The organism is Acinetobacter sp. ANC 4169, from assembly GCF_002135355.1.
In the GTDB taxonomy this organism is placed as follows: Bacteria; Pseudomonadota; Gammaproteobacteria; order Pseudomonadales; family Moraxellaceae; genus Acinetobacter.
Genome location: NZ_NEGE01000013.1, coordinates 78,813 through 99,041 on the forward strand (window position 1 = coordinate 78,813; position 20,229 = coordinate 99,041).

Consider the following 20,229-nt stretch of genomic DNA (forward strand, 5'->3'; position numbering starts at 1 on the left):
TCTAGTTGTTGTTAGACACGTTTAAAAATCAGGGAGGTATTGATTCCTCCAAAAGCAAAATTGTTGCTCATAATAATATCGGCATGCATATTTCTTGATTGTTTGACGATGTAATCCAGATCACCGCATGCCACATCAATTTCATCCAGATTTAAAGTCGGTATAAACTGGCTACGCTGCATCATTTCAATACTGAGCCAAGCCTCAATCGCACCGCAAGCCCCCAGAGTATGCCCAAAATAGCTTTTCAGTGAGCTGATCGGTTTCTTGCCCAGTACGCGAGCAGTGGCTTGGGTTTCTGCAATATCGCCTTGATCGGTGGATGTTCCATGCGCATTGACATAATCAATTTGATCTGCCGCAATTTGCGCATCTGCCAGGGCCAGCTCCATACAGCGCCCCATCATCTCGGAATCTGGACGGGTGACGTGCTGACCGTCGGTATTGCTGCCATAACCGATAATTTCTGCATAAATCTTGGCGCCACGTGCTTTGGCATGCTCATATTCTTCCAGAATTAAACAGCCTGCACCTTCACCGACCACCAAGCCATCACGCTTGCTATCGAATGGACGCGGTGTTTTTTCCGGATGTTCATTTTGGCTACTGGTAGCTAGCAATACATCGAATACCGCAGAACCGGCAGCACTGAGTTCCTCGGCACCACCTGCCAGCATCACGGTTTGCTTGCCGTACTTAATCGCTTCATAAGCCTGACCAATCGCCATAGAACCCGAGGTACAGGCGCTTGAAGTCGGCAGAGTTAAGCCTTTCAAGCCAAAATAAACGGTCATGTTGACTGCACTGGTATGCGACATCATGCGGATATAAGTGGTGGCATTCAGCTTGTTCATGTTGTTATCAATCAACATGCTGCCAAATTCGCCAATTGCATCGACACTGCCTGCGGATGAACCGAAGGCCACACCGGTTTGACCACTGCTTAAGATTGGGTCATTTAACAGGCCTGCATCTTCAAGAGCCTTTTCCGCACATACGGTTGACATTAGAGCCACTCGTCCCATGCCGCGGGTCACTTTACGGTTAAAATGCTTTGGGATGGTATAGGATTCGACCGGGCCGCCCAGTTTGCTGCGCAAGTCGGTATACACTTCCCAGTCAGGCATGTAGCGAATACCGCTTTTACCCTGTTCAAATTGACTAAAAATCTGCTCCGCGGTTTCACCCAAAGAGGTAATCCCGGCCATGCCCGTGACCACAACACGTTTCATCAAATCAAGCCCCCATTGACTGAAATCACCTGTCGGGTGATATAACTGGCATCATCACTGCATAAAAATTTCACCACTTTGGCCACTTCGTCGACATGCCCCATGCGTTGTAACGGAATCATTTTTAAGGCATGTTCTTTGACTTCTTCGGTGACCATTTCAGTTTCAATTAGCCCGGGTGCCACACAGTTAACGGTAATTTTGCGTTTCGCCAGTTCCAATGCCAAAGCCTTGGTCGCACCAATTAAGCCCGCTTTTGCCGCGCTGTAATTCACTTGTCCCCGATTGCCCATCAAGCCTGACACAGAAGACAGGGTCACAATACGTCCGCCTTGTTTCAGGCGAATCATTGGCATAACCAGCGGTTTTAAAACATTATAAAAACCGCCCAGAGAAGTCGAAACCACTTCGTCCCAGTCACTGTCGGTTAAAGCCGGAAATGCTGCATCACGGGTTAAGCCTGCATTCAATACCACACCATAAAATGCGCCATGTTCTGCAACATCTTGCTCCAGCAATTGCATGACTTTTTCGCGCTCATTTACGTCAAATAAGAGTGCATGGCTGGCTTGTCCCAAGGCCTGAATTTCCTGCACGACCTGTTCGGCTTCTTGTAGTCTGGAGCGTGCATGGACGGTGACATCAAATCCTGCCTGTGCCAGTTGCAAGGCAATGGCTTTACCAATTCCGCGGCTTGAGCCGGTTACTAAAATTCGTCTACTCACACTGACTTCCTGATCTCTTCTTTCATTTCTGGCGGCTCAAATACACTCAACATGGCACTAAAGCGATGTTCCCGGTATTCAATTTCACAGTGAAACTGCCCCAGCCCCTCATGTAAATAGCCTTGTTCGGCTTTAATCCGTAGGGTTTCCCCTAAAGCGAAATAAGGCACGGGCAACTGCATTTTACGCGTACCCAATAAAAACCCGATTTTCGGTGGCAAGCCCGACATTTTTCCTTTATGCCCCGCATAGACGCTAATAGTCTGCGCCATCAACTCAATACTGGTCCAGGTCGGTAAACCTTCAGCTTCACAAAACATCAGTTCAGGCCGAATCACCAATTCCGCAATGGCAAACACATCATTGGCTTCAATCAGATGATCGACAAACACCATTGGCTGTTCATGCGGGATAAACTGTACTGCATCCATCATTTCAGTTTTGTTCCAAAAATCAAACTAATATTGCTGCCGCCAAATGCGAATGAATTGCTCATCACATAATGAATCGGTTGTTGTAATGCTGCATCCAGCACATAGTTGGCTTCGTCCAGTTCCGGGTCAATACTACCCGAGTGATGCAGTGGTAACCAGGATTGATCGGCTAATACCTGCTGACAAATCACCGCTTCAATGGCACCCGCTGCACCCAGACAATGTCCGGTTTTATGTTTGCTGCTACTGATCGGCACCTCATAGGACTGAAATACTGTCTGAACCGCTTTAATTTCCATGGCATCATTTTGCGGGGTCGCTGTGCCGTGCATATTCAGGTAACCAATATCGTTTGCGCTAATCCCAGCCATATCCAGCGCTTTTTGCATGGCTTCGGCAGCGCCTTTGCCTTCCGGATGCGGTGCGGAAATATGCCAGGCATCCATCGACTCGCCGGCTGACATCAGCATCACCGGTGCAGTTTCTTTGGACAATAAAAACAATCCCGCTGCTTCGCCAATATTAATCCCGTCACGCTGCGCACCACAGGGCTGACATAAATCATTAGACAGACTTTCCAGACTATGAAAACCATTCAATGTCAGTTTACATAGGGTATCGACACCCCCAACCAGTACAGCATCGGCCAGACCGGCATTAATCAGGCGCTGCCCTGCCGCCATGGCTTTGGCACTGGAAGAACAGGCGGTGGAAATGGTATATGCCGGACCTTCCCAGCCCAGATACGTTTGCAAGCCTTTAGCCAGGCTGCCCATTTCCTGTTTGTAGTGCTGAACCTCTACATCTGCCTGATTAACGAAATGCTGTTTCAGCAACTTTTCATTATCGGCAATACCTGAAGTCGAAGTGCCCAGAATAATCGCCAGACGCTTACGATCGAATTGCGCGGTATAGTCACGGATTTCGGTTTCAATTGAACTTAAAGCGGTTAAGGCAAAACGTAGATTACGCGAATCTACATCTTGCAAAAATGCTGGAATATTATCGATTAAGGACTGTTGATAAGCACCCACCCAAACCTGTTTTTCAGGAATAAATCCTGAACGAAGGCTCAAGGTATTTTGCGGTGTAGTCAGCGCCTGCCTGATCTGTTCAGTGCTATTGCCAAGTGCAGATAAGCCGACGCTACACTGAATACCCACCGCAGGATGTTGTGTCGTGATTTTATCGTCCATACCCATCCCTCTTATTCAGTGCTTTCCAGATTTGTACTTTCCACATCTGAGTTTTCCAAGCCATCATTGATGCGACTGATGACCATTTGATACGGCACCTGTACATTATTCAGCTCAATGGCATCATCCTGCTGCTGAATATTCAGCACATGCTGCTGATTGATAAATACTTTCTGTGTCTGAGCTGAAGTTTCAATTCTGACATTCTGCTGCTTTAGCTGAGCAAAATTCGGATAAGTTGCATAGAGAATATCGCGCACCACAAATTCAAACGGCAACAGTTTCATTTGCTCGATGCGCTGTTCGACATGCACTCTCTGACCATCAAAACTCAGCTTAAACAGTTGCTGTCCGGTCAGGGTCAAAGCCAGCATTTCCAGCTTTGAACCCTGCTGTTGCTGATACAGCAAAAAGCTAAAACTCTGGTCTTTCCACTGAATTTCTAACTGATCCTGACGCTGGTAGTTTTGCGCAGCCCAGCTAGCCGTTGCCAAGCCCTGCGCTTTAGGCAACATGGATTGGCAGCCGCCACACAGTAGCACTGCACTGATTAACATCGCCGTCCATTTCAGTTTCATCTTAAGCACCATTCAGTTCTGTTTGCTGTAGCTGTGGATCACGGCAATATTCTGCCAAAGTATTTAAACGCTTTTTGGCATTTTTATGAATCGGATTGGTGGTATCCCAAGCATATCCTGCCAGTAGCGATGACACCATACGGCGGATTTTATCCTCCTGATTTTTCGAGAACACCACATCCTGAAATTCACCGCTATACCACGACTCCACATAGGCACGGAACACCTGAATGCCTTGACGCAGCGGTTTTTCATATTGCTCCATCCAGTTCACCGGCTGGCCTTGCAGCACCTGATCGACCAGAGGAATCGCCAGACTGGAAGATTTCAGGGCAATGGTCACGCCTGAAGAGAATACCGGATCGAGGAATTCACCAGCATTGCCGAGCAAGGCATAGTTACGTTCTGCCAGATGTTTGACATTGGCTGAATAGCCGACCAAGGTACGCACCGGCGTGTCAAATTTGGCATTGCGCAGTACATGTGACAGGCTTTCTTCATCCGCCAGAATACGTTTAAACAGGGCTTCTAAATCATAATCGGCACTGCCATCAAAGCCATAGTGCTCAAAGAAATCCTGTTCTGCCACCACACCGAAAGATGAACGGCCATCGGCAAATGGAATCAGCCAGTACCAGGCACGCGGATCTTTAGCATGTACCGTAATCAGGATTTTTTCACGGTCAAATTCCGGATCATCCAGAATACCATCTTCAATATGGGTAAACACGGCACGACGTACCGGAAAATCGGATGGACTTTCCAGATTCAAAAACTTCGGCAGAATTCGGCCAAAACCACTGGCATCCAGTAAAAATTTAGCCTGAATCTGATACACATTTTGCTGTTCATCTTTTACGGTTAACACCGGATGTTCTGGAACAACATCCACATCAATCACTTCATGGCCGAAACGGATATCTGCACCGTATTTTTCTGCCTGCTGTGCCAGTACATGGTCAAAATTGGCACGGCGTACTTGCCAGGTGGTGCCTGGACCGTCGGTAAATTTCTCGCGGAAATCATAAAAACTGCGCTGCGTACCCTTTAAGAAAGCCGCGCCATTTTTAAACTGGAAGGCAAACTGTTCGACATGCTCACGCACTGTATCCAGCAAGCCAGCTTCTTCCAGAAATACCATCGATTGCGGCAGCAATGATTCGCCAATGGAAAAGCGTGGAAAATGTTGTTTTTCGATGATCGTGACCTGATAGCCCTTTTGGCGCAGTAATGCTGCTGCCGAACTCCCCGATGGGCCTGCTCCGATAATTAATACATCTGTATGTTGCATAGTGCTCATTGCACGGTACCTTATTTTCTCAGCTCTTTGGCTGATATTGTTGAAGCACAACATGTTTGGCATCCGATGATGTAAACAATGTTGCATAGATAAATGAAAAAATAACCCCAAGTAACACGGTCAGACCAAAGCAGTGAATGGCATAGGTCTGGCTAAAGGATAATAACCCGAAACCGAGCAAGGTCGACATCATACATAGGAATAGGGCCATGCCCACCACTTGGGGATGATCATGTCCGTGACGGTAGAAAATGGCATAGTCCACCCCAATCCCGATAATCAGGAAAGTGCCCATGATGCTGAACAGATTGATTTCCACACCCAGCCAGGCCTGAATGGCAAAGGTGGTCATTAAGGCCAGACTCACCGGTAGCACCAAAGGCAAAACTGACTTGATGCCATAAATGATGCCCAGACCTATCATCAGGCAGATCAAGGCTGAAACCAGTAACCACTGCGCCTGAATACGGTGCTGCTGGAACAAGTCAGACAGCTGGTTCACCGGACGCAATAATTGGGCCTGCGGACTATTTAGCTGCTGCAAGGCAGTTACATCATGCACATTTTGCAACAGCACCAGACGCTCGGTTGGACTCATTTGTAAAAAGGCCAAAGGATGCTGGCTCATTTCAGCAGAACTGAGTAAAGGCTGCTGGGCCAGTTGTTTTTGCCAAGCCAATACCTCTGCCGGATTCAGTTGCAAGGCTGCGGCATAGTCCTGTAAGGCACTGGCTGGAATGGCCTGCAACAACTCAATATTGTGTTGCTGTATAGCTTTTGATGGTAGCCATTGGCCTAAAGCCTGGAAGCCTGGAAGCTTGTTTTGCGCCTGTAAGACTTGCAATTTTTGTAGCAAATGCTGTTCGTTTTGTTCCAGTTCCTGAGCCGTGTTGCCATGCACCACAAAGTATTCACTGCTCTGCTGCTGCATAAAGCGTTCACGTACATACTGGTCTTCCTGCTGCAGCTTCTTATCCATACTTTGCAAGTTACGGATATCATCATTGCTTTGCAGCAACATCAAACTGCTGCCTGTGACCACAGCAATGACGAAGATAATGCCATAACGCAGGCCTTTTCGAGCCTGTAGCCAGGAGCGTGCCTTGCCAATAAAACTTAAACGGCGAATGGCCGGTTCAGCATTTAAAGGTGGCAATCTTGGCAACAATAAAACGCTGGTGATCCATGCAGCAGCCAGCCCGACCATCGAAAATACCGCAATCTGTCTAAAGCCTGGAAAGGGGGTAAAACTTAGGAAAATATAAGCGACCAAGGTGGTCATCAGACCCATAAACAGGCTTGGCAACAGCGGTTTAAGTACTGCAAAGCCGTTGATATGCCGATGCTGCGATTGCATGGCCATAAAGTAAAACGAGAAATCGACACAAACCCCGACCAGACTGGCACCAAACACCAAGGTCATCAGGTGAATTTCACCAAATACCCAATGCGTGATGGCGAATGCCACCAGACATCCGGTTCCCACGGCAATCATTTCAGTCAGCATCGGGCGAACCGAGCGGAAGCCAAACAGCACTAACAGGAAAATCCCGATGGTCGAACCTACCCCAATAGTAGAAATTTCCTTTTCAGCCGAAGTGGTACCGAATTGGGCAAATAGCAAAGTACCAGTCCAATGCGGTTGCACCTGCATCTGTTTTAGCTTTGAATTTAACTCTTCAATCCAGATGGCAGTTTTTTGCTGATAATCAATATTGTACGGACTGTTTTTTAGCTCTAAAACCAACAAACGTGAAATCCCTTGATCATCTCGAATGGTGGCAAAGCCATCTTCCAACGCAATATCAGCATTGATCTGTAAACTGGATAAGCCCATGGCATAACGCGGGAACAACAGCAGCGGATCTTGTTGTAATAGCTCTGCCGTCACAGGCATTCCCGGACTCATGATTTGCAATAAACCTTGATCTGTCAGGGAGGCATAATCCTGTTGTTGCAGCAGCTTTTGATCATCAACAGTGAGCAAGCCAGCGCGATGCTGATAGAGCACCTGTGCAAACTTGTCACTGTCTAGCTGTGCATTTAAGGGCTGCCATAAATCGCTTTCTGCCACGCTTTGCTTAAAGGCGTTGGTGGCTTGGGCCAAGGCTGCATCATCTTTGGCATTCAGCACCACAAAGACTTTGTCATTCAATTGCTGACTGACATACTGCTGCGCCCGTTCCAGTCTTGGGTCTTGATTCGCTTCCGGCAATAAGGCAAAGATATTGGTCTGAAGATGAATCTCTTTTTTCAGCCACGCGCTACCCAGCGTGATCGCAAGCACGCTGAGTACAATCAGCCACAGTGCAGTAAATTTATTTTGCCAGTTGGAAAAGTGCATTTTCCTCAGCCGTTAAAGTTTGGGGTTGAGTGGTTTGCTGGCTAAAGCGAATGGTGGTGCTGTTATTGGCTTTCTCACGAATCACAATACGGTCAACATAACGCTGCCCTTGTGCATCAACACGGACAAACAGTTTTTTAAACAGACTGCTTTTCGGGGTTAAAGTCACATTCCACTGCGCAGGACTATAACTTGCCGAAACAACATTAAAGTTTTTGGCGATTGCAGCCTCATTACCCGACATCAGCTGCAAGAACATGGTCGCTACCGAACCATAAGGCGATTTATCAATTTCAATCTGGCTATAGGTGCGCTGGGTTTTCTGTACCAGTTTACGTGGGGTCACAATCAGGTCGGCTTTGACCGGATTTTGAATTTTCCAGATCACGCCCTGCGACTTGGAAAACAAAACCGTGCCTTTGGATACAAAAGTTTTATTCATGCTCGCCAATTTTTTTTGCTGTTCAAAATTGGCCCGCACGGTTGGAGTTTCGGCGAGCTGGCTAAAAATTTGTCTGAGCTGCGGATTTTGTGCATGTACAGCTTGCGACAGCAACATGGTCAGAGACAGCATTGCAGCCAAAACCAGCCATACTGCACGTTGTAGATTAATCGATGTCATCTGCTTTACTCCGGTTTAAACTCAGACCAAGCGTGTAAACGCTGCAATAAAATTTGTGGTGACTGGAAACACATTTCACGGCTTTCAATATGTACCGCCACTTGCGTGGTATAACCTTTGGTCAGCCTTTTACCGCTTTGGGCATCAAAAATTTGATACTCAATTTTCAGGCGGTTTTCCCATTCTTTTAAAATGGCACGCACGCGAATTTTCTGTTCAAACAGGATGCCATGCGCATAACGCACGTGGCTTTCAATCACAGGCCATGCATAGCCGGAATCACGCATCTGCTTATAGTTATAATCAAACTGATCCAGCAATTTGCAGCGTGCAATTTCAAAATACTTCAAATAATGCCCATGCCAGACCACGTCCATGGTATCCACATCATGAAATGGCACTTCAATCATCACATCGGCATGCATAGTCTGTTTCCCATCACGTTTAGCAAACGAGTTCACTACTTAACAATTCTAAATTTTCCAGACGATCCACCAGCTGTTGCAACTCCTGTTGCAATGGTCGATCTTCTACCACATAGTCAAATGTCTGCAAGACCCACGCTTTAAAGGCAGTCAAGACTTCAGCTAACTTGCCATCTAAACCTTTTAAGTTCACCGCTTGCACACTGGCACAGCACAGTGCCGCGATCACCTGTTCAGTCAGGACAATCACCCGACTGGCATCACGTGCCGCAATAGTGCCCATACTGACCTTGTCCTGGTTATGACATTCGGTCGAGCGCGAGAAAATCGAAGCAGAAAGCGTCTGTTTTAGGGCCTCTGCCGTCCATGCTGACACGCCAATCTGTACCGCTTTAAAGCCATGATTCAGCGGCAAACGCTCATCGGTTGCCCCGGTCAAATTCCGTGGCAAACCATTATTCATTTTATAGTCCACCAGTTGCGCAAATTGACGATCCATTAAATCGGCAATATTGGCAATCATGATTTTCAGGCTATCCATGGCCTGGGCAATATGACCGCCATAGAAATGACCGCCATGCAACACACGCAAATTCACCGGATCAATCAGCGGATTGTCATTGCTCGAGTTCAGTTCATTTTCAATAAACTGGCGTAACCAGGGTTTAGAGTCTTCAAACACACCAATAATATGCGGCGCACAGCGTAGCGAATAACGGTCTTGCAAACGTGAACTTTGATGTTCGGTTTGCACTTCGCTGTTCAGCCAGTCACGCAGTTGTGCGGCAATATTTTGCTGGCCCGGATGCGGCTTTTGCGCAAACAGCACTTCATCAAAATGACTCGGATTGCCTTCTAGGGCCAATACATTCAGCGCAGTAATACAGGTGCTGGCCAAACTGATTTGCTCAGCTTTTTTATAGTTCAGGCAGGCAATGGCAGTCATCACCGCGGTGCCGTTCATCAGTGCCAGACCTTCTTTAGGACGCATCACCAAGGGCTGCATGCCTTTTTCTGCATATACCTGACTGATCGGAACAATCTGTCCCTGATGGTAAACATCACGTTCACCAACCAAAGCTCCGGCGATATAGGACAATGGGGTTAAATCGCCACTGGCGCCAACCGAACCTTCAGAGGGAATCACCGGAATCACATTTTCATTCAGCATCCACACCAGACGTTCCAGCAGTGCATGTGAAACACCGGAATAACCGCGTGCCAGCGAACATAGGCGTGTTACAACCACTGCACGGGCAGTGATTAAATCCAGATTTTGACCCAAACCGCAGCCATGAAAGCGTGATAAATGCAAAGGCAGTTCATTGACCTGATGCGCGGGAATTTCGACCAGACAGGAATCCCCATAACCGGTGGTGACGCCATAAATCACGCCTTCGTCTTGCAGCAACTGATCCAGAAAATCGGCGCCGCGCTGAATCAATTCGCTCCATTCAGCACCGGCAGGCAAAGCCACTGATTTTTCCTGACGCGCTACAGCGACAACATCTTCAATTGAAAGTGGATTTTCCCCAACAACTAACACTTGCATTATTGTTTGTTCCAGAAATTATAAAAATTAAACCATTGATAGGGCGCACGAATACAGTGCTGCTCAAGTAATGTCACATATTGACGGGTCGTATTTTGCATGGCCTGAATACGGCTTTTACGCGGAAAATTCAATTGCTCGGCTATCGAATGAATATGCACTTCAAATTGATTTTCAACTCGATAACAAAACACTGCCAACACCGGAACTTTAAGCAGACTGGCGAGAATCCACGCGCCTTGTGGCCAGTTGGCCTGTTCGCCTAAAAACGAAATCGGTTGTACCCGATCCGACTGCACCGGCACACGATCTGCTGCAACTATGACCCATTCCCCTCGATCGAGCTTTTCTTGCAATACCAAGGCCGTTTCAATACCCAGTTCATCTACTGAAACCAGATTGACATCGGCATGATCATTGAGCTTTTTGAGGAATTGGTTAAATTTGGTGGCATGTTTTTGATAGACCAAGACATTAATTTTCTGGGGATGTTCCGACTTGATGGCACGCAGCAATTCAATATTGCCAAAATGCGATACCACAATCACCGCGCCTTTTTGATAATGTGCCCGGAAATGTTCGTGTCCATGCAAAACCAGTTGCTGCTCCGGGATTTTACCCAGCCAGCCCTCAATTTTATCCAGAATACATTCACCAAACTGCATGAAATGCTGATAGCTATGTGCCAGACTCGGGGTATGCGGAAATGGAGAATTTTTGCCGGCAAAATGATGTAATCGGGTTAAATATTGCAGCGAAGCCTGACGCGCGACGGTCGAAAACAACCAGTACCATAGAATCACAAAATACATCAGTGCCCGGCATAACCATCGGCCACCCAGACGATAGAATGCCAGTACCAGACTCAGTGAGGTCATGCCGCCACGTTCCTGAATGTCACTCCATTTGCTTGAATTTAGCTCGGCCACAGAATCAACCTTTTACTTTCTGTGCCAGCAATTTTGGCAAACGAATCAGCATCCCGCCCAGCAATTTGGCATGAGCCTTACTCATGCCCAGATTGTCTCGCCAGACATGGTAATGAGAAATACCGCCTTCAGGGTAAATCACTTTGGTCGGTACATTGATAAAAGGCACATTGGCCCATTTCAGACGCACCAGAATTTCACTGTCAAAACCCATACGTGGCTGAAATTTTGCAGAATCCAGTACTTTAATAGTAGCGGCTAAAGGATAAACCCGGAAACCGCACATGCTGTCCTTAATGTCAAAAGACAGGCTGTTGATCCACACCCAGATATGCGTGGCATAACGTCCATAAAGTCGTTTTTTCGGTACAGACTCATCAAAAATCGGCTGACCAATCACCATCGCCTCGGGATGCTGTGCTGAAATTTCAAGGAATTTGGCTACATCCTGCCAGTCATGTTGACCATCCGAATCAAGCTGCAAGGCATGGCTAAAACCTAGTTTATAGGCATGACGCAAACCGGTGATGACCGCCTGTCCTTTGCCTTGGTTATGGCTATGTTCAACCAGCTCCACGCTTGTATTCTGTTCAGCAATGTGATGTAAAAGCGTAGTACATGCAGCATCACTGCCATCATTGACCAGAATGATCGGCTTCTGAAAATGATCCAAATGCTCAACCAGGGCCTCAATATAATGAGGATGGTTATAAACTGGAATCACAAAACATTGCTGCATATACATTTACCTTTAAATCTGATCGCTCGGTGTTTTAAACAACAATCGTCCAGAGGCCAAGGTCTGATCTGCATGGCTGAGTTCAAAACTGACTTTGTGCAATTTTCTGGTTAATTTTAATTGCAGCACCATGAAAGGCTTGATCAGATCCTGAAATTTCAACTGCTCAAAACCGTTACACCATTCCAGATCGGCCCAAGTCTGGCGGGAAAAATGCTGAATAAACCCGATCTGACCTACACCCGGGAAAATAGGATAGTCCGGAAAATGCCCTTTAAAGCATTCCAGTTCAGGTGAAAACTCTAAACGATATGACGCCGAATCCGCATCATTCTGTTGTTCCAATACAATAGGCAATAACATAGGTTGAAATAAGGATTTCATGTATTGTTTATTCAGCTTAGATTGGGAATTTTGCGGTAATTGTGTCAAAAAACGCCACTGTCTTGGAATGGCGATGCTTTCCAGTTTGGCTTTCAACTGGGCTTTTAAGGCCGCGACATATTGGGCTTTACTGCTATTTTGTAATTGCTGTCTGGCCTGCTCTGACAATACCGCAACGCAGGCTAAAATCTGACGATGTTCCCGTTCCAGAATCAGCACATGACACTGCAGCATGTCATCCAGCTCGACAATTTTCTGCTCAATCGAATCCAGGCTTAAGCGCTTTTCTTCCAGTTTAACAATACGGTCTAAGCGCCCCAGCAAGCGGAATGGACTTTTTAAATTACCTGCTTCAAGCAGTTCAACTTTATCGCCAGTCAAAATCCAGTCTGCACTAAAAGCATGATTGGTTCTGACCTGGAGTTCCTGCTGCTCACCAGCCTGTATATCGACATTGGCAAACGGTGTCCACAAGGCATCATCCTGCTGCCGGTGGGCAATCCCACCGGTTTCCGAACTGCCAAACACTTCGGTAATCGGCCGGTTCAGATACGGCCGTACACCGGATTCCAGTTTTCCACCAGATGAATATACGGTTAAGCAATCTTGCAACAGCACATCCTGAGTCCAGCGTTTTAACAATGCCGGACTGGAAATCACATAATTTTGAATATTTAAAGCAGTTAATTTTTTCTGAATATCGGCGACATCTTCCGGGAAAGCCAGCTGTGCCTGATAAAAACAGCGCCCGCTTGCCAGCGGCCATAGCAACTTAAACAGCAAACCATAAATATGCTGATGACTCACTGTCGCGATGGCAATCGCCTGTTCAGCTAACTGAAAACTGGCATCCAGTCCCTGCACTTCATTGAGTAACTGACGCAAGCTGCGCGGGATTTTTTTCGGCTGACCGGTAGAACCGGAAGTGTAAAAATAGATCTGCGCCTGATTTAAAAAGGCATCATCCAGATTCAGTTCAATCGTTTGATTTTGTGAAGCAGAGACCGGCTGACGCTGTAAAAAATAAATGTTCTGTTCTGCCAGTTCTTTTTCCAGATCACTGACCCGATTGGGTGGCAGCAGCACCTGTTTTTTGGCCAGCAGTGCCGCAAACAGCAGCACTAAAAATTGATAACTGTCGGGTTCCCAAAGCGCCCAACTGTCCTGTAAAAGTGACTCAATGGCATGGCTTTGTTGTATCACATCCTGCCAGAATTCCTGAAAACGGACTTGGCTTAAATCGGGCTGAATACACAGCGGTTTCAGTGAATGGAGATGATTTTGAAAATGACACAACATAATATTCTGTTTTTATTCCTGAATTTGATTTAAGCGCTGCTGTCGCTTACGCAAGATAAATTCGCCCAGTAGTAATAGTCCCATCAACACATAGGAAATAAAGCCGTTATACAGCACCCAGGTCTGCATAGAGGCAAACAGCACGGTTGCCAAGGCAATCAGAGCATTCAATACAAAAAAACCACACCAAACGATGGTGACTTTACGGGTCCAGATCACGCCTGCTTCGGGTAAATCCGGTTCTGCCAGACGGGCAAAACGTTCAATCATTGACGGTGGTCGAATTAAAGTGGAGGCAAAAATCATACATGCCCCTACACTCATAAACACCGGATACAGTTTCAGCCAGGCATGATCTTTTAAAATCAGGCTCAAGCTGCCACACAAAATCGCAAATCCGGTTAAAGGCCACAGCAAGGCATTACCCTTACTGAACAAGCGCACTAGACCCAAAACAATCAGCAGGCTACTGACCCAGACATATTGTCCATGTGCCAAACTATAGCCCACTAAAAAGGGATAGAGCATCAATCCGATTGCCACTATCCCTTTCAAGATCAGTTTCATGCAGCAGACATGTTCTGAATCACAGTCACCACATCCTGCACTGTGCGTACACTTTTAAAATCTTCAGGATTGACCTGTTTACCGGTCAATTCCTTAATTTTAACCACCAGATCAATCGCATCAATACTGTCGACATCCAGATCTGTGGCTAAATTTGCATCCAGCTGAACATCTTCAGGGGTAATTTCAAACAGATCTTCCATCCATTCTCTAAGTTTTTCCAGTACTTGTTCCTGAGTTAACATCCCAACCTCTTATGCCTGTTGCTGTGCTTCAACCAAAGCCACCAGGCTTTGAATTGATTTAAAATGCTGTTTGGTTTCTGCCGATTCAGCATTCAAATGAATGTTGTAACGCTTTTTCAAAGCCAAACCGAGTTCCAATGCATCAATAGAATCTAGACCCAAGCCATCGCCAAATAAAGGTGCTTCAGTTTCAATATCTTCTATGCTGATGTCCTCAAGAGCGAGAACATCAATAATCATTTGCTTTAATTCATCAGCAAGATTGCTCATTTTTTAGATAACTCTTGGTTAAAAATTTGGTGTAATTGATGATTGAGCTGACGCACATTTTTTGGATTTACGGTGGTATTCTCCAAAAGATCATCGACTTGAATGGCATCCAGTACTTTCACGTGAATATGAAATGGACGTGAAGGAACGTGATACCACTTTTCATTCTTGGTTAAGGTTGAAGGCGTACAAGTAATCAGTACCGGACGAATCGGCACGTTGGCACGAATCGCAATATTAGCAGCCCCACGCTGAAACTCATTCAGCAATTCCCCTTTTGCCGTACGTGTACCTTCCGGAAAAATCAGCAACGACGCTGACTGATCCTGCTGTAATTTTTCCACACAGTCATGAATAAACTCTTCAGAACCGGCATTTAAAATATAGCCGGCATTTTGCACCGGACCTTTGGTAAACGGATTCGACCACAGCGCCTGTTTCACGACACAGTTGGCCTGCTCCATCAAACCAATCAGTACCACCACATCTACCAGGGTAGGATGATTGGCAATCACCAGTTCCTGCTTACTGTGCTGTAATTTTTCTAATCCTTCAATGTCATAGGTCATAATTCCAAGTTTTACCATCATTTCGGTAAAGCCCTTGAAACTGTGCTGAATGACTTTTTGGGTACGCTGCTGTCTTAAACTTGGGTTCTGGGTCGATAAATTCACCAGAGGAGCCACCAGAGCACCAATGGCCACACCGCCAATGCCAAAACTGGCAAAACTAAAACCGGTCGCGCCAACACGCCACAGGTAGTTGGCTTTTTGTTTGATCTGATCACGCTTTAACATTTTTGCCATGCCTGAGTTTGAGGATGTTTTAGATCCTGTTCAGATTGCTGCCAAAAATCATAAAAATTCTGAGCATCGAGATATTTATGACGATGATTGCTTAACGCATGCATGTCCAGTTGCAAGTTTGCTGCTTCAAGCGCAATGATTGCCGACATGGCAAAAGCATTGAAAAGTGGAGCTTCCTGATAAATTGCCGGTAAAGCCTCGTCGTAATACACCACCAATACACGTGCATTGGGCCGACCGCTGGTCTTTAACCAGGCATAAGCTTCAATCAGGGCTTCACTCCACGATGCAGCCAAACTGGTTGATGGTGTCGCATCCTGACATAAAATCGAATATAAGCCGGCAATGGCATTATGTACGGAAGTTGAAAACTGGGTCGGTGATGGTGTTTGATCTTGCAGTACATCGGCCAGAATTTTTAGCGTCTTATGTTCATCACCATACTGCGATGCCCAGACGATATAATCCACCGCTTCGGAATTCAGCGAATGAATGGCACTGCTTAATGCCAATTTGGCAATCCCCGACAGTCGTCTGCGCTGCATGGCCGGAATTTGTTCGAGGGCTGGAGCTGTTTCATCGGCACGACTCATGCACAGTTGTGACACATTGATTTGAAGCATTGCCGTAATTTCCACACCCTTTAATCGTTTGGCTCAAGGCCATTTTATTGGCCGGATTATAGCATTTGTAATAAAAATTACACAAAAAGTATCTTGTATAATATTAATTACTTAAATTTATAGTTTTGATTTAATTGCGTATTTTATTAATAATTGAGTTGAAAACTGCTTATACATAAAAAAACCAGCAACACGATGCTGGTTTTTTCAATTCTGAATTTAAGGATTCAATTAATTGCCCTGCACCAATCGGCGAGCACTAATGATCCCGGGTTGCTGCTCCAGACGTGCCAACAGACGTGAAAGCTGTGCCAGGCCTTTGACCTCAATCAGCAGTTTCATGTTGGCAATACCGTCGGATTCGGAAATGGTATTCACCTGACGAATATTGATCTGATCCGAGAAAATCACTTGAGTCAGGTCTTTAAGCAGACCGCGGCGGTCATACGCTTCCACCACAATCTGTACGCTTTGACCACGGGTCGGCTGCATTTCCCAATCGGCTTCGACAGCACGCTCAGGTTCCTGAGAAATCATGCGTACATAATCCGGACAGGCAACCTTATGAATACTGACACCACGGTTCAGGGTGATATAACCGCCAATCGATTCCCCATGCACCGGCTGACAGCACTGTGCAATATGCAGTTCCACGTTATCCAAACCGTCAATTAAGATACCATGTGCAGACAAGGTATGACTGGCACGTGGATTCAAGGTCGGTTTAAGCACCAGTTCAGGTTCATCCTGGCCAATGTGCATATGACGATTGATCTGATTGATCATGGCATGCAGGCTAATATCACCATTCACCAGTCCAATCAGGATATCTTCACCCAGTTTGACATTGAAGTGATTGCAATAATCATTTAAATCAATACTTTTAGGATGAATCGCCAGACGTGAAAGTTCTTTATTGAGAATTTCACGGCCCACTTCCAGGTTCTTACTGCGGTCTTGCTGTCTGAACCAATGACGCAGTTTGTCACGTGCGCGTGCGGTCTTAATGTAGCCGAGCGAATTTACCAGCCAGTCGCGATTCGGCTCGCGATCTTTCTTGGTTAAAATTTCGACCTGTTCACCAGTTTTTAGAGTATAGGTCAAAGGTACATAACGCTGATTCACACGTGCCGCATAGCACTTGTTGCCCACTTCAGTATGGACGTGATAAGCAAAGTCTAAAACGGTCGAGCCACGCGGTAATTCTTTAATATCCCCATCACGGCTAAACACGTAAATTTTTTCAAAGCCTTCGAAATCTTGAATCTGTTCAAAATTTTCAGTTTCATCATCTGCTTTATGCGCACTGGCATCGTTACGTTCCTGATAATGTTCAAGTACGGCACGCAGTGAATGCAAACGGTGATTGAAGGAATGATCGGTATTTTTGGCACCTTCCTTATAATTGAAGTGCGAACATACCCCAAGCTCGGCCTCTTCATGCATATCCTTGGTACGGATTTGCACTTCCAGCGATTTGTTTTCGGCAATGACCGCAGTATGCAATGAACGGTAGCCATTGGCTTTTGGATTGGTAATGTAATCATCAAACTGATGCGGAATATGACGCCAGATTTGATGCACAATGCCTAAAGAGTGATAGCACTCAGGGACGGTTTTGACCAATACCCGAACCGCACGAATATCATACAGCTGGTCAAAGCTCAGGTTCTTGCTTTTCATTTTTCGATAAATCGAATAAATGTGTTTCACCCGCCCGCTAATCTCGGCTTCAATATTGTACTGAGCCAGCTCATTCTTCAGTTTATCAATCACAAACTGGATATATTGTTCACGCTCCAGCCGTTTTTCATTCAGTAAAGAGGCAATTTCTTTATAGCGTTCTGGTGCCAGATAACGGAAAGCTAAATCTTCCAGCTCCCATTTCAGTTGGGCTATTCCCAAACGATGCGCCAAAGGCGAGTAAATGGTCAGAATTTCACGCGCCACACGTTCCTGACGCTCTCTAGAAGCTTTGGTCAGCTCACGTAGGGCATAGGTACGTTCTGCCAGCTTGATCAGTACTACACGAACATCTTCAGTCACTGAAATCAGCATCTTGTAAATGCCGCTTAAATGTTCACGCTGGTTATTATTAAAATGATCTTCCAGACGCTTGTTCTTTTCAATCAGTTCGGAAAGCTTACCCATCGCCAGTGTGCCTTGCACCAGCCCATAGACTTGCTCACCAAAATGTTCCTGTACCTCTTCCAGCGTCATTACGCCTTCACGAACACTACGGTACAGCATTGCGGCAGACAAGGTCGCTTCATCGACATGCAGATGCGCCAAAATATCCGCCATTTCAATGCCGGTATAAAAGGTATTTGAGCGATGATCGACTGTCGTTTGTAGCTCTTTATATAAAGTCAGATGTGCAACTTCTTCGAGTTGCTTGAGTGCTGTATCATCTAATATGCCACGAACCCGATTTAACCATTCGGCCAAATCATGTCGAGCTTGTTCGGCATGTTCTACAGTCGCTTCCTCCGACAACTCATTAAGACGTCCAGGAAGCTGCTCACGTACTGTGACCATACCCTACTCCTACTTTTTTACACTTCATATTATAAATCGTTTATTTCTTTATATTTTTCGAATAAGGCAATAGATTCCACATGTCCCGTATGGGTAAACATGTCCATTACCCCAGCCTTTTTTAATCGATAACCATGTTTCACCAGTACACCCGCATCTCGCGCCAATGTTGCAGGATTACATGATACATAAACGATTCTTTTTGCACCAAACTTGGGCACATAATACATTATTTCTTCCGCACCGGAACGTGGAGGATCAATCAATAATGCATCAAATCCTTGATTTGCCCAAGAATGCTGCGAAAAATCTTTTGTTAAATCTTGTGAATAAAAATGTACCTGAGTCATGCCGTTGTGTTTAGCATTTTCTATCCCACGTTGCACCATTTCTTCACTTCCCTCCACCGCGACCACATGGCCGGTTTCACCGACACAGCGAGCAAGCGGCAAGGAAAAATTACCTAAACCACAAAACAGGTCGAGTACGCGCTCACCTTGCTGCAATTGAAGCAAATCACATGCCAGCTTCACCATCTGCGGGTTAATAGTGGAGTTGACCTGAGTAAAATCCAGCGGATTAAAGCCAAATTTCACATCAAACTCATCCAAAGCATAATGCAAACGCATGGCCGAGGTCGGATCATCTACTCGATGCAAACTGTCGCTACCTGCAGGCTGCAAATACAATTGCCACTGTCTGTTTAACGTAAACTGTTTTAATTGGTTGACATCATCGGATGACAATTTTTCAGTATGACGAACCAGCAGAGCAATATCCTGATCGCCCATGGCCAATTCTACATGACCAATCGCTGCTTTGCCCTTTAGACTTTGGAGTAATTGTTTTAACTCGGTAATGGAACCAAATTCACGGTCTAGCACCATACAACGGTCAATCGGGGTCAGTTTATTGCTTTGACGCTCACGAAAACCCACCACCAGCTGATCTTTAGCCGGAATATAGCGCACACCGATACGCGCTTTACGGCGGTAATCTTCTCGCTTGGAACGTAATGGTGCCAACCATTGTTCGGGTTGAATGCCGGCAAAATGTTCCAGATGAGATTTCAAGACATCCTGTTTTAAACGAATTTGCTCATCTTGCTGGATGTGCTGCATATTGCAGCCCCCACAGATACCGAAATGCGGACATGGCGGTTGAACACGCAAATGCGAAGGCTCACTCAGAATTTCAACACAATCGGCTTCTTCTAAACGTTTCACCACATTGGTAATTTGGGCTCTCACCGTCTCACCCGGCAAGGCATAAGCAATAAAAACTTTTTTACCGTGCTTGTCACTCGGATGATCGGGATGTGATCCATAGTGCGCGATCCCCCGTCCTTCATGTGAAAGAGACTCAACCTGAAACGTGTAAATCGGATGTTGAGCTGGACGTGGCTTGGTTCTATGTTTCAT

Annotated in this window: 19 protein-coding genes and 1 pseudogene; all 20 read right to left on the reverse strand. The window is 46.0% G+C overall.

Annotation, left to right across the window (positions count from 1 at the left end; all coding sequences use genetic code 11):
• Positions 1-11: 11 nt before the first annotated feature.
• Positions 12-1,232 carry a beta-ketoacyl-ACP synthase gene (locus B9T26_RS11225; RefSeq protein WP_086199780.1) on the reverse strand — a complete coding sequence of 407 codons (1,221 nt, stop codon included), beginning with the start codon at positions 1,230-1,232 and terminating at the stop codon, positions 12-14.
• Positions 1,232-1,957 (reverse strand): 3-ketoacyl-ACP reductase FabG2, encoded by a 726-nt coding sequence (locus B9T26_RS11230; RefSeq protein ID WP_086199781.1) that lies wholly within the window; start codon positions 1,955-1,957, stop codon positions 1,232-1,234. Before B9T26_RS11230 ends, B9T26_RS11225 begins: the two co-directional genes overlap by 1 nt.
• Positions 1,954-2,391 (reverse strand): 3-hydroxylacyl-ACP dehydratase, encoded by a 438-nt coding sequence (locus B9T26_RS11235; protein WP_086199782.1) that lies wholly within the window; start codon positions 2,389-2,391, stop codon positions 1,954-1,956. The genes B9T26_RS11230 and B9T26_RS11235 overlap by 4 nt, the downstream gene beginning before the upstream one ends.
• A complete protein-coding gene (locus B9T26_RS11240; RefSeq protein ID WP_086199831.1) occupies positions 2,388-3,587 on the reverse strand; it encodes a beta-ketoacyl-[acyl-carrier-protein] synthase family protein in 1,200 nt (399 codons plus the stop codon). Before B9T26_RS11240 ends, B9T26_RS11235 begins: the two co-directional genes overlap by 4 nt.
• 11 nt (positions 3,588-3,598) lie before the next feature.
• Positions 3,599-4,165: a DUF3261 domain-containing protein gene (locus B9T26_RS11245; RefSeq protein WP_171262991.1), complete on the reverse strand. Its 567-nt coding sequence runs from the start codon at positions 4,163-4,165 to the stop codon at positions 3,599-3,601.
• Position 4,166: 1 nt separating this feature from the next.
• Positions 4,167-5,465 carry an NAD(P)/FAD-dependent oxidoreductase gene (locus tag B9T26_RS11250; RefSeq protein WP_086199784.1) on the reverse strand — a complete coding sequence of 433 codons (1,299 nt, stop codon included), beginning with the start codon at positions 5,463-5,465 and terminating at the stop codon, positions 4,167-4,169.
• Between the two features lie 19 nt (positions 5,466-5,484).
• Positions 5,485-7,809: an MMPL family transporter gene (locus tag B9T26_RS11255; protein ID WP_086199785.1), complete on the reverse strand. Its 2,325-nt coding sequence runs from the start codon at positions 7,807-7,809 to the stop codon at positions 5,485-5,487.
• The gene (locus tag B9T26_RS11260; RefSeq protein ID WP_227518805.1) at positions 7,784-8,383 is read right to left on the reverse strand and encodes a LolA family protein; all 600 of its coding nucleotides are present in this window, start codon (positions 8,381-8,383) and stop codon (positions 7,784-7,786) included. Before B9T26_RS11260 ends, B9T26_RS11255 begins: the two co-directional genes overlap by 26 nt.
• A gap of 53 nt (positions 8,384-8,436) precedes the next feature.
• Complete coding sequence (locus B9T26_RS11265; RefSeq protein WP_086199787.1) at positions 8,437-8,856, reverse strand: acyl-CoA thioesterase; 420 nt, start codon at positions 8,854-8,856, stop codon at positions 8,437-8,439.
• A 19-nt stretch (positions 8,857-8,875) separates the two neighbouring features.
• Entirely contained in the window at positions 8,876-10,408 is a 1,533-nt protein-coding gene (locus B9T26_RS11270) for an HAL/PAL/TAL family ammonia-lyase (protein ID WP_086199788.1), read from the reverse strand.
• Complete coding sequence (locus tag B9T26_RS11275) at positions 10,408-11,286, reverse strand: acyltransferase (protein ID WP_086199832.1); 879 nt, start codon at positions 11,284-11,286, stop codon at positions 10,408-10,410. The genes B9T26_RS11270 and B9T26_RS11275 overlap by 1 nt, the downstream gene beginning before the upstream one ends.
• Before the next feature lie 55 nt (positions 11,287-11,341).
• Positions 11,342-12,076, reverse strand: a complete 735-nt coding sequence (locus tag B9T26_RS11280; RefSeq protein WP_086199789.1) for a glycosyltransferase family 2 protein — start codon at positions 12,074-12,076, stop codon at positions 11,342-11,344.
• 12 nt (positions 12,077-12,088) lie between these two features.
• Complete coding sequence (locus B9T26_RS11285) at positions 12,089-13,759, reverse strand: AMP-binding protein (RefSeq protein WP_086199790.1); 1,671 nt, start codon at positions 13,757-13,759, stop codon at positions 12,089-12,091.
• A gap of 12 nt (positions 13,760-13,771) precedes the next feature.
• Positions 13,772-14,326: a septation protein IspZ gene (locus tag B9T26_RS11290; protein WP_086199791.1), complete on the reverse strand. Its 555-nt coding sequence runs from the start codon at positions 14,324-14,326 to the stop codon at positions 13,772-13,774.
• A complete protein-coding gene (locus B9T26_RS11295; protein WP_086174380.1) occupies positions 14,323-14,571 on the reverse strand; it encodes an acyl carrier protein in 249 nt (82 codons plus the stop codon). The genes B9T26_RS11290 and B9T26_RS11295 overlap by 4 nt, the downstream gene beginning before the upstream one ends.
• A 9-nt stretch (positions 14,572-14,580) precedes the next feature.
• The gene (locus B9T26_RS11300) at positions 14,581-14,841 is read right to left on the reverse strand and encodes a phosphopantetheine-binding protein (RefSeq protein WP_086199792.1); all 261 of its coding nucleotides are present in this window, start codon (positions 14,839-14,841) and stop codon (positions 14,581-14,583) included.
• Positions 14,825-15,638: pseudogene (locus tag B9T26_RS11305) on the reverse strand (lysophospholipid acyltransferase family protein). Before B9T26_RS11305 ends, B9T26_RS11300 begins: the two are co-directional and overlap by 17 nt.
• Complete coding sequence (locus B9T26_RS11310; protein ID WP_086199793.1) at positions 15,632-16,270, reverse strand: beta-ketoacyl synthase chain length factor; 639 nt, start codon at positions 16,268-16,270, stop codon at positions 15,632-15,634. Before B9T26_RS11310 ends, B9T26_RS11305 begins: the two are co-directional and overlap by 7 nt.
• A gap of 231 nt (positions 16,271-16,501) precedes the next feature.
• A complete protein-coding gene (locus B9T26_RS11315; RefSeq protein WP_086199794.1) occupies positions 16,502-18,808 on the reverse strand; it encodes a RelA/SpoT family protein in 2,307 nt (768 codons plus the stop codon).
• A gap of 29 nt (positions 18,809-18,837) precedes the next feature.
• The gene (gene rlmD, locus B9T26_RS11320) at positions 18,838-20,229 is read right to left on the reverse strand and encodes a 23S rRNA (uracil(1939)-C(5))-methyltransferase RlmD (RefSeq protein ID WP_086199795.1); all 1,392 of its coding nucleotides are present in this window, start codon (positions 20,227-20,229) and stop codon (positions 18,838-18,840) included.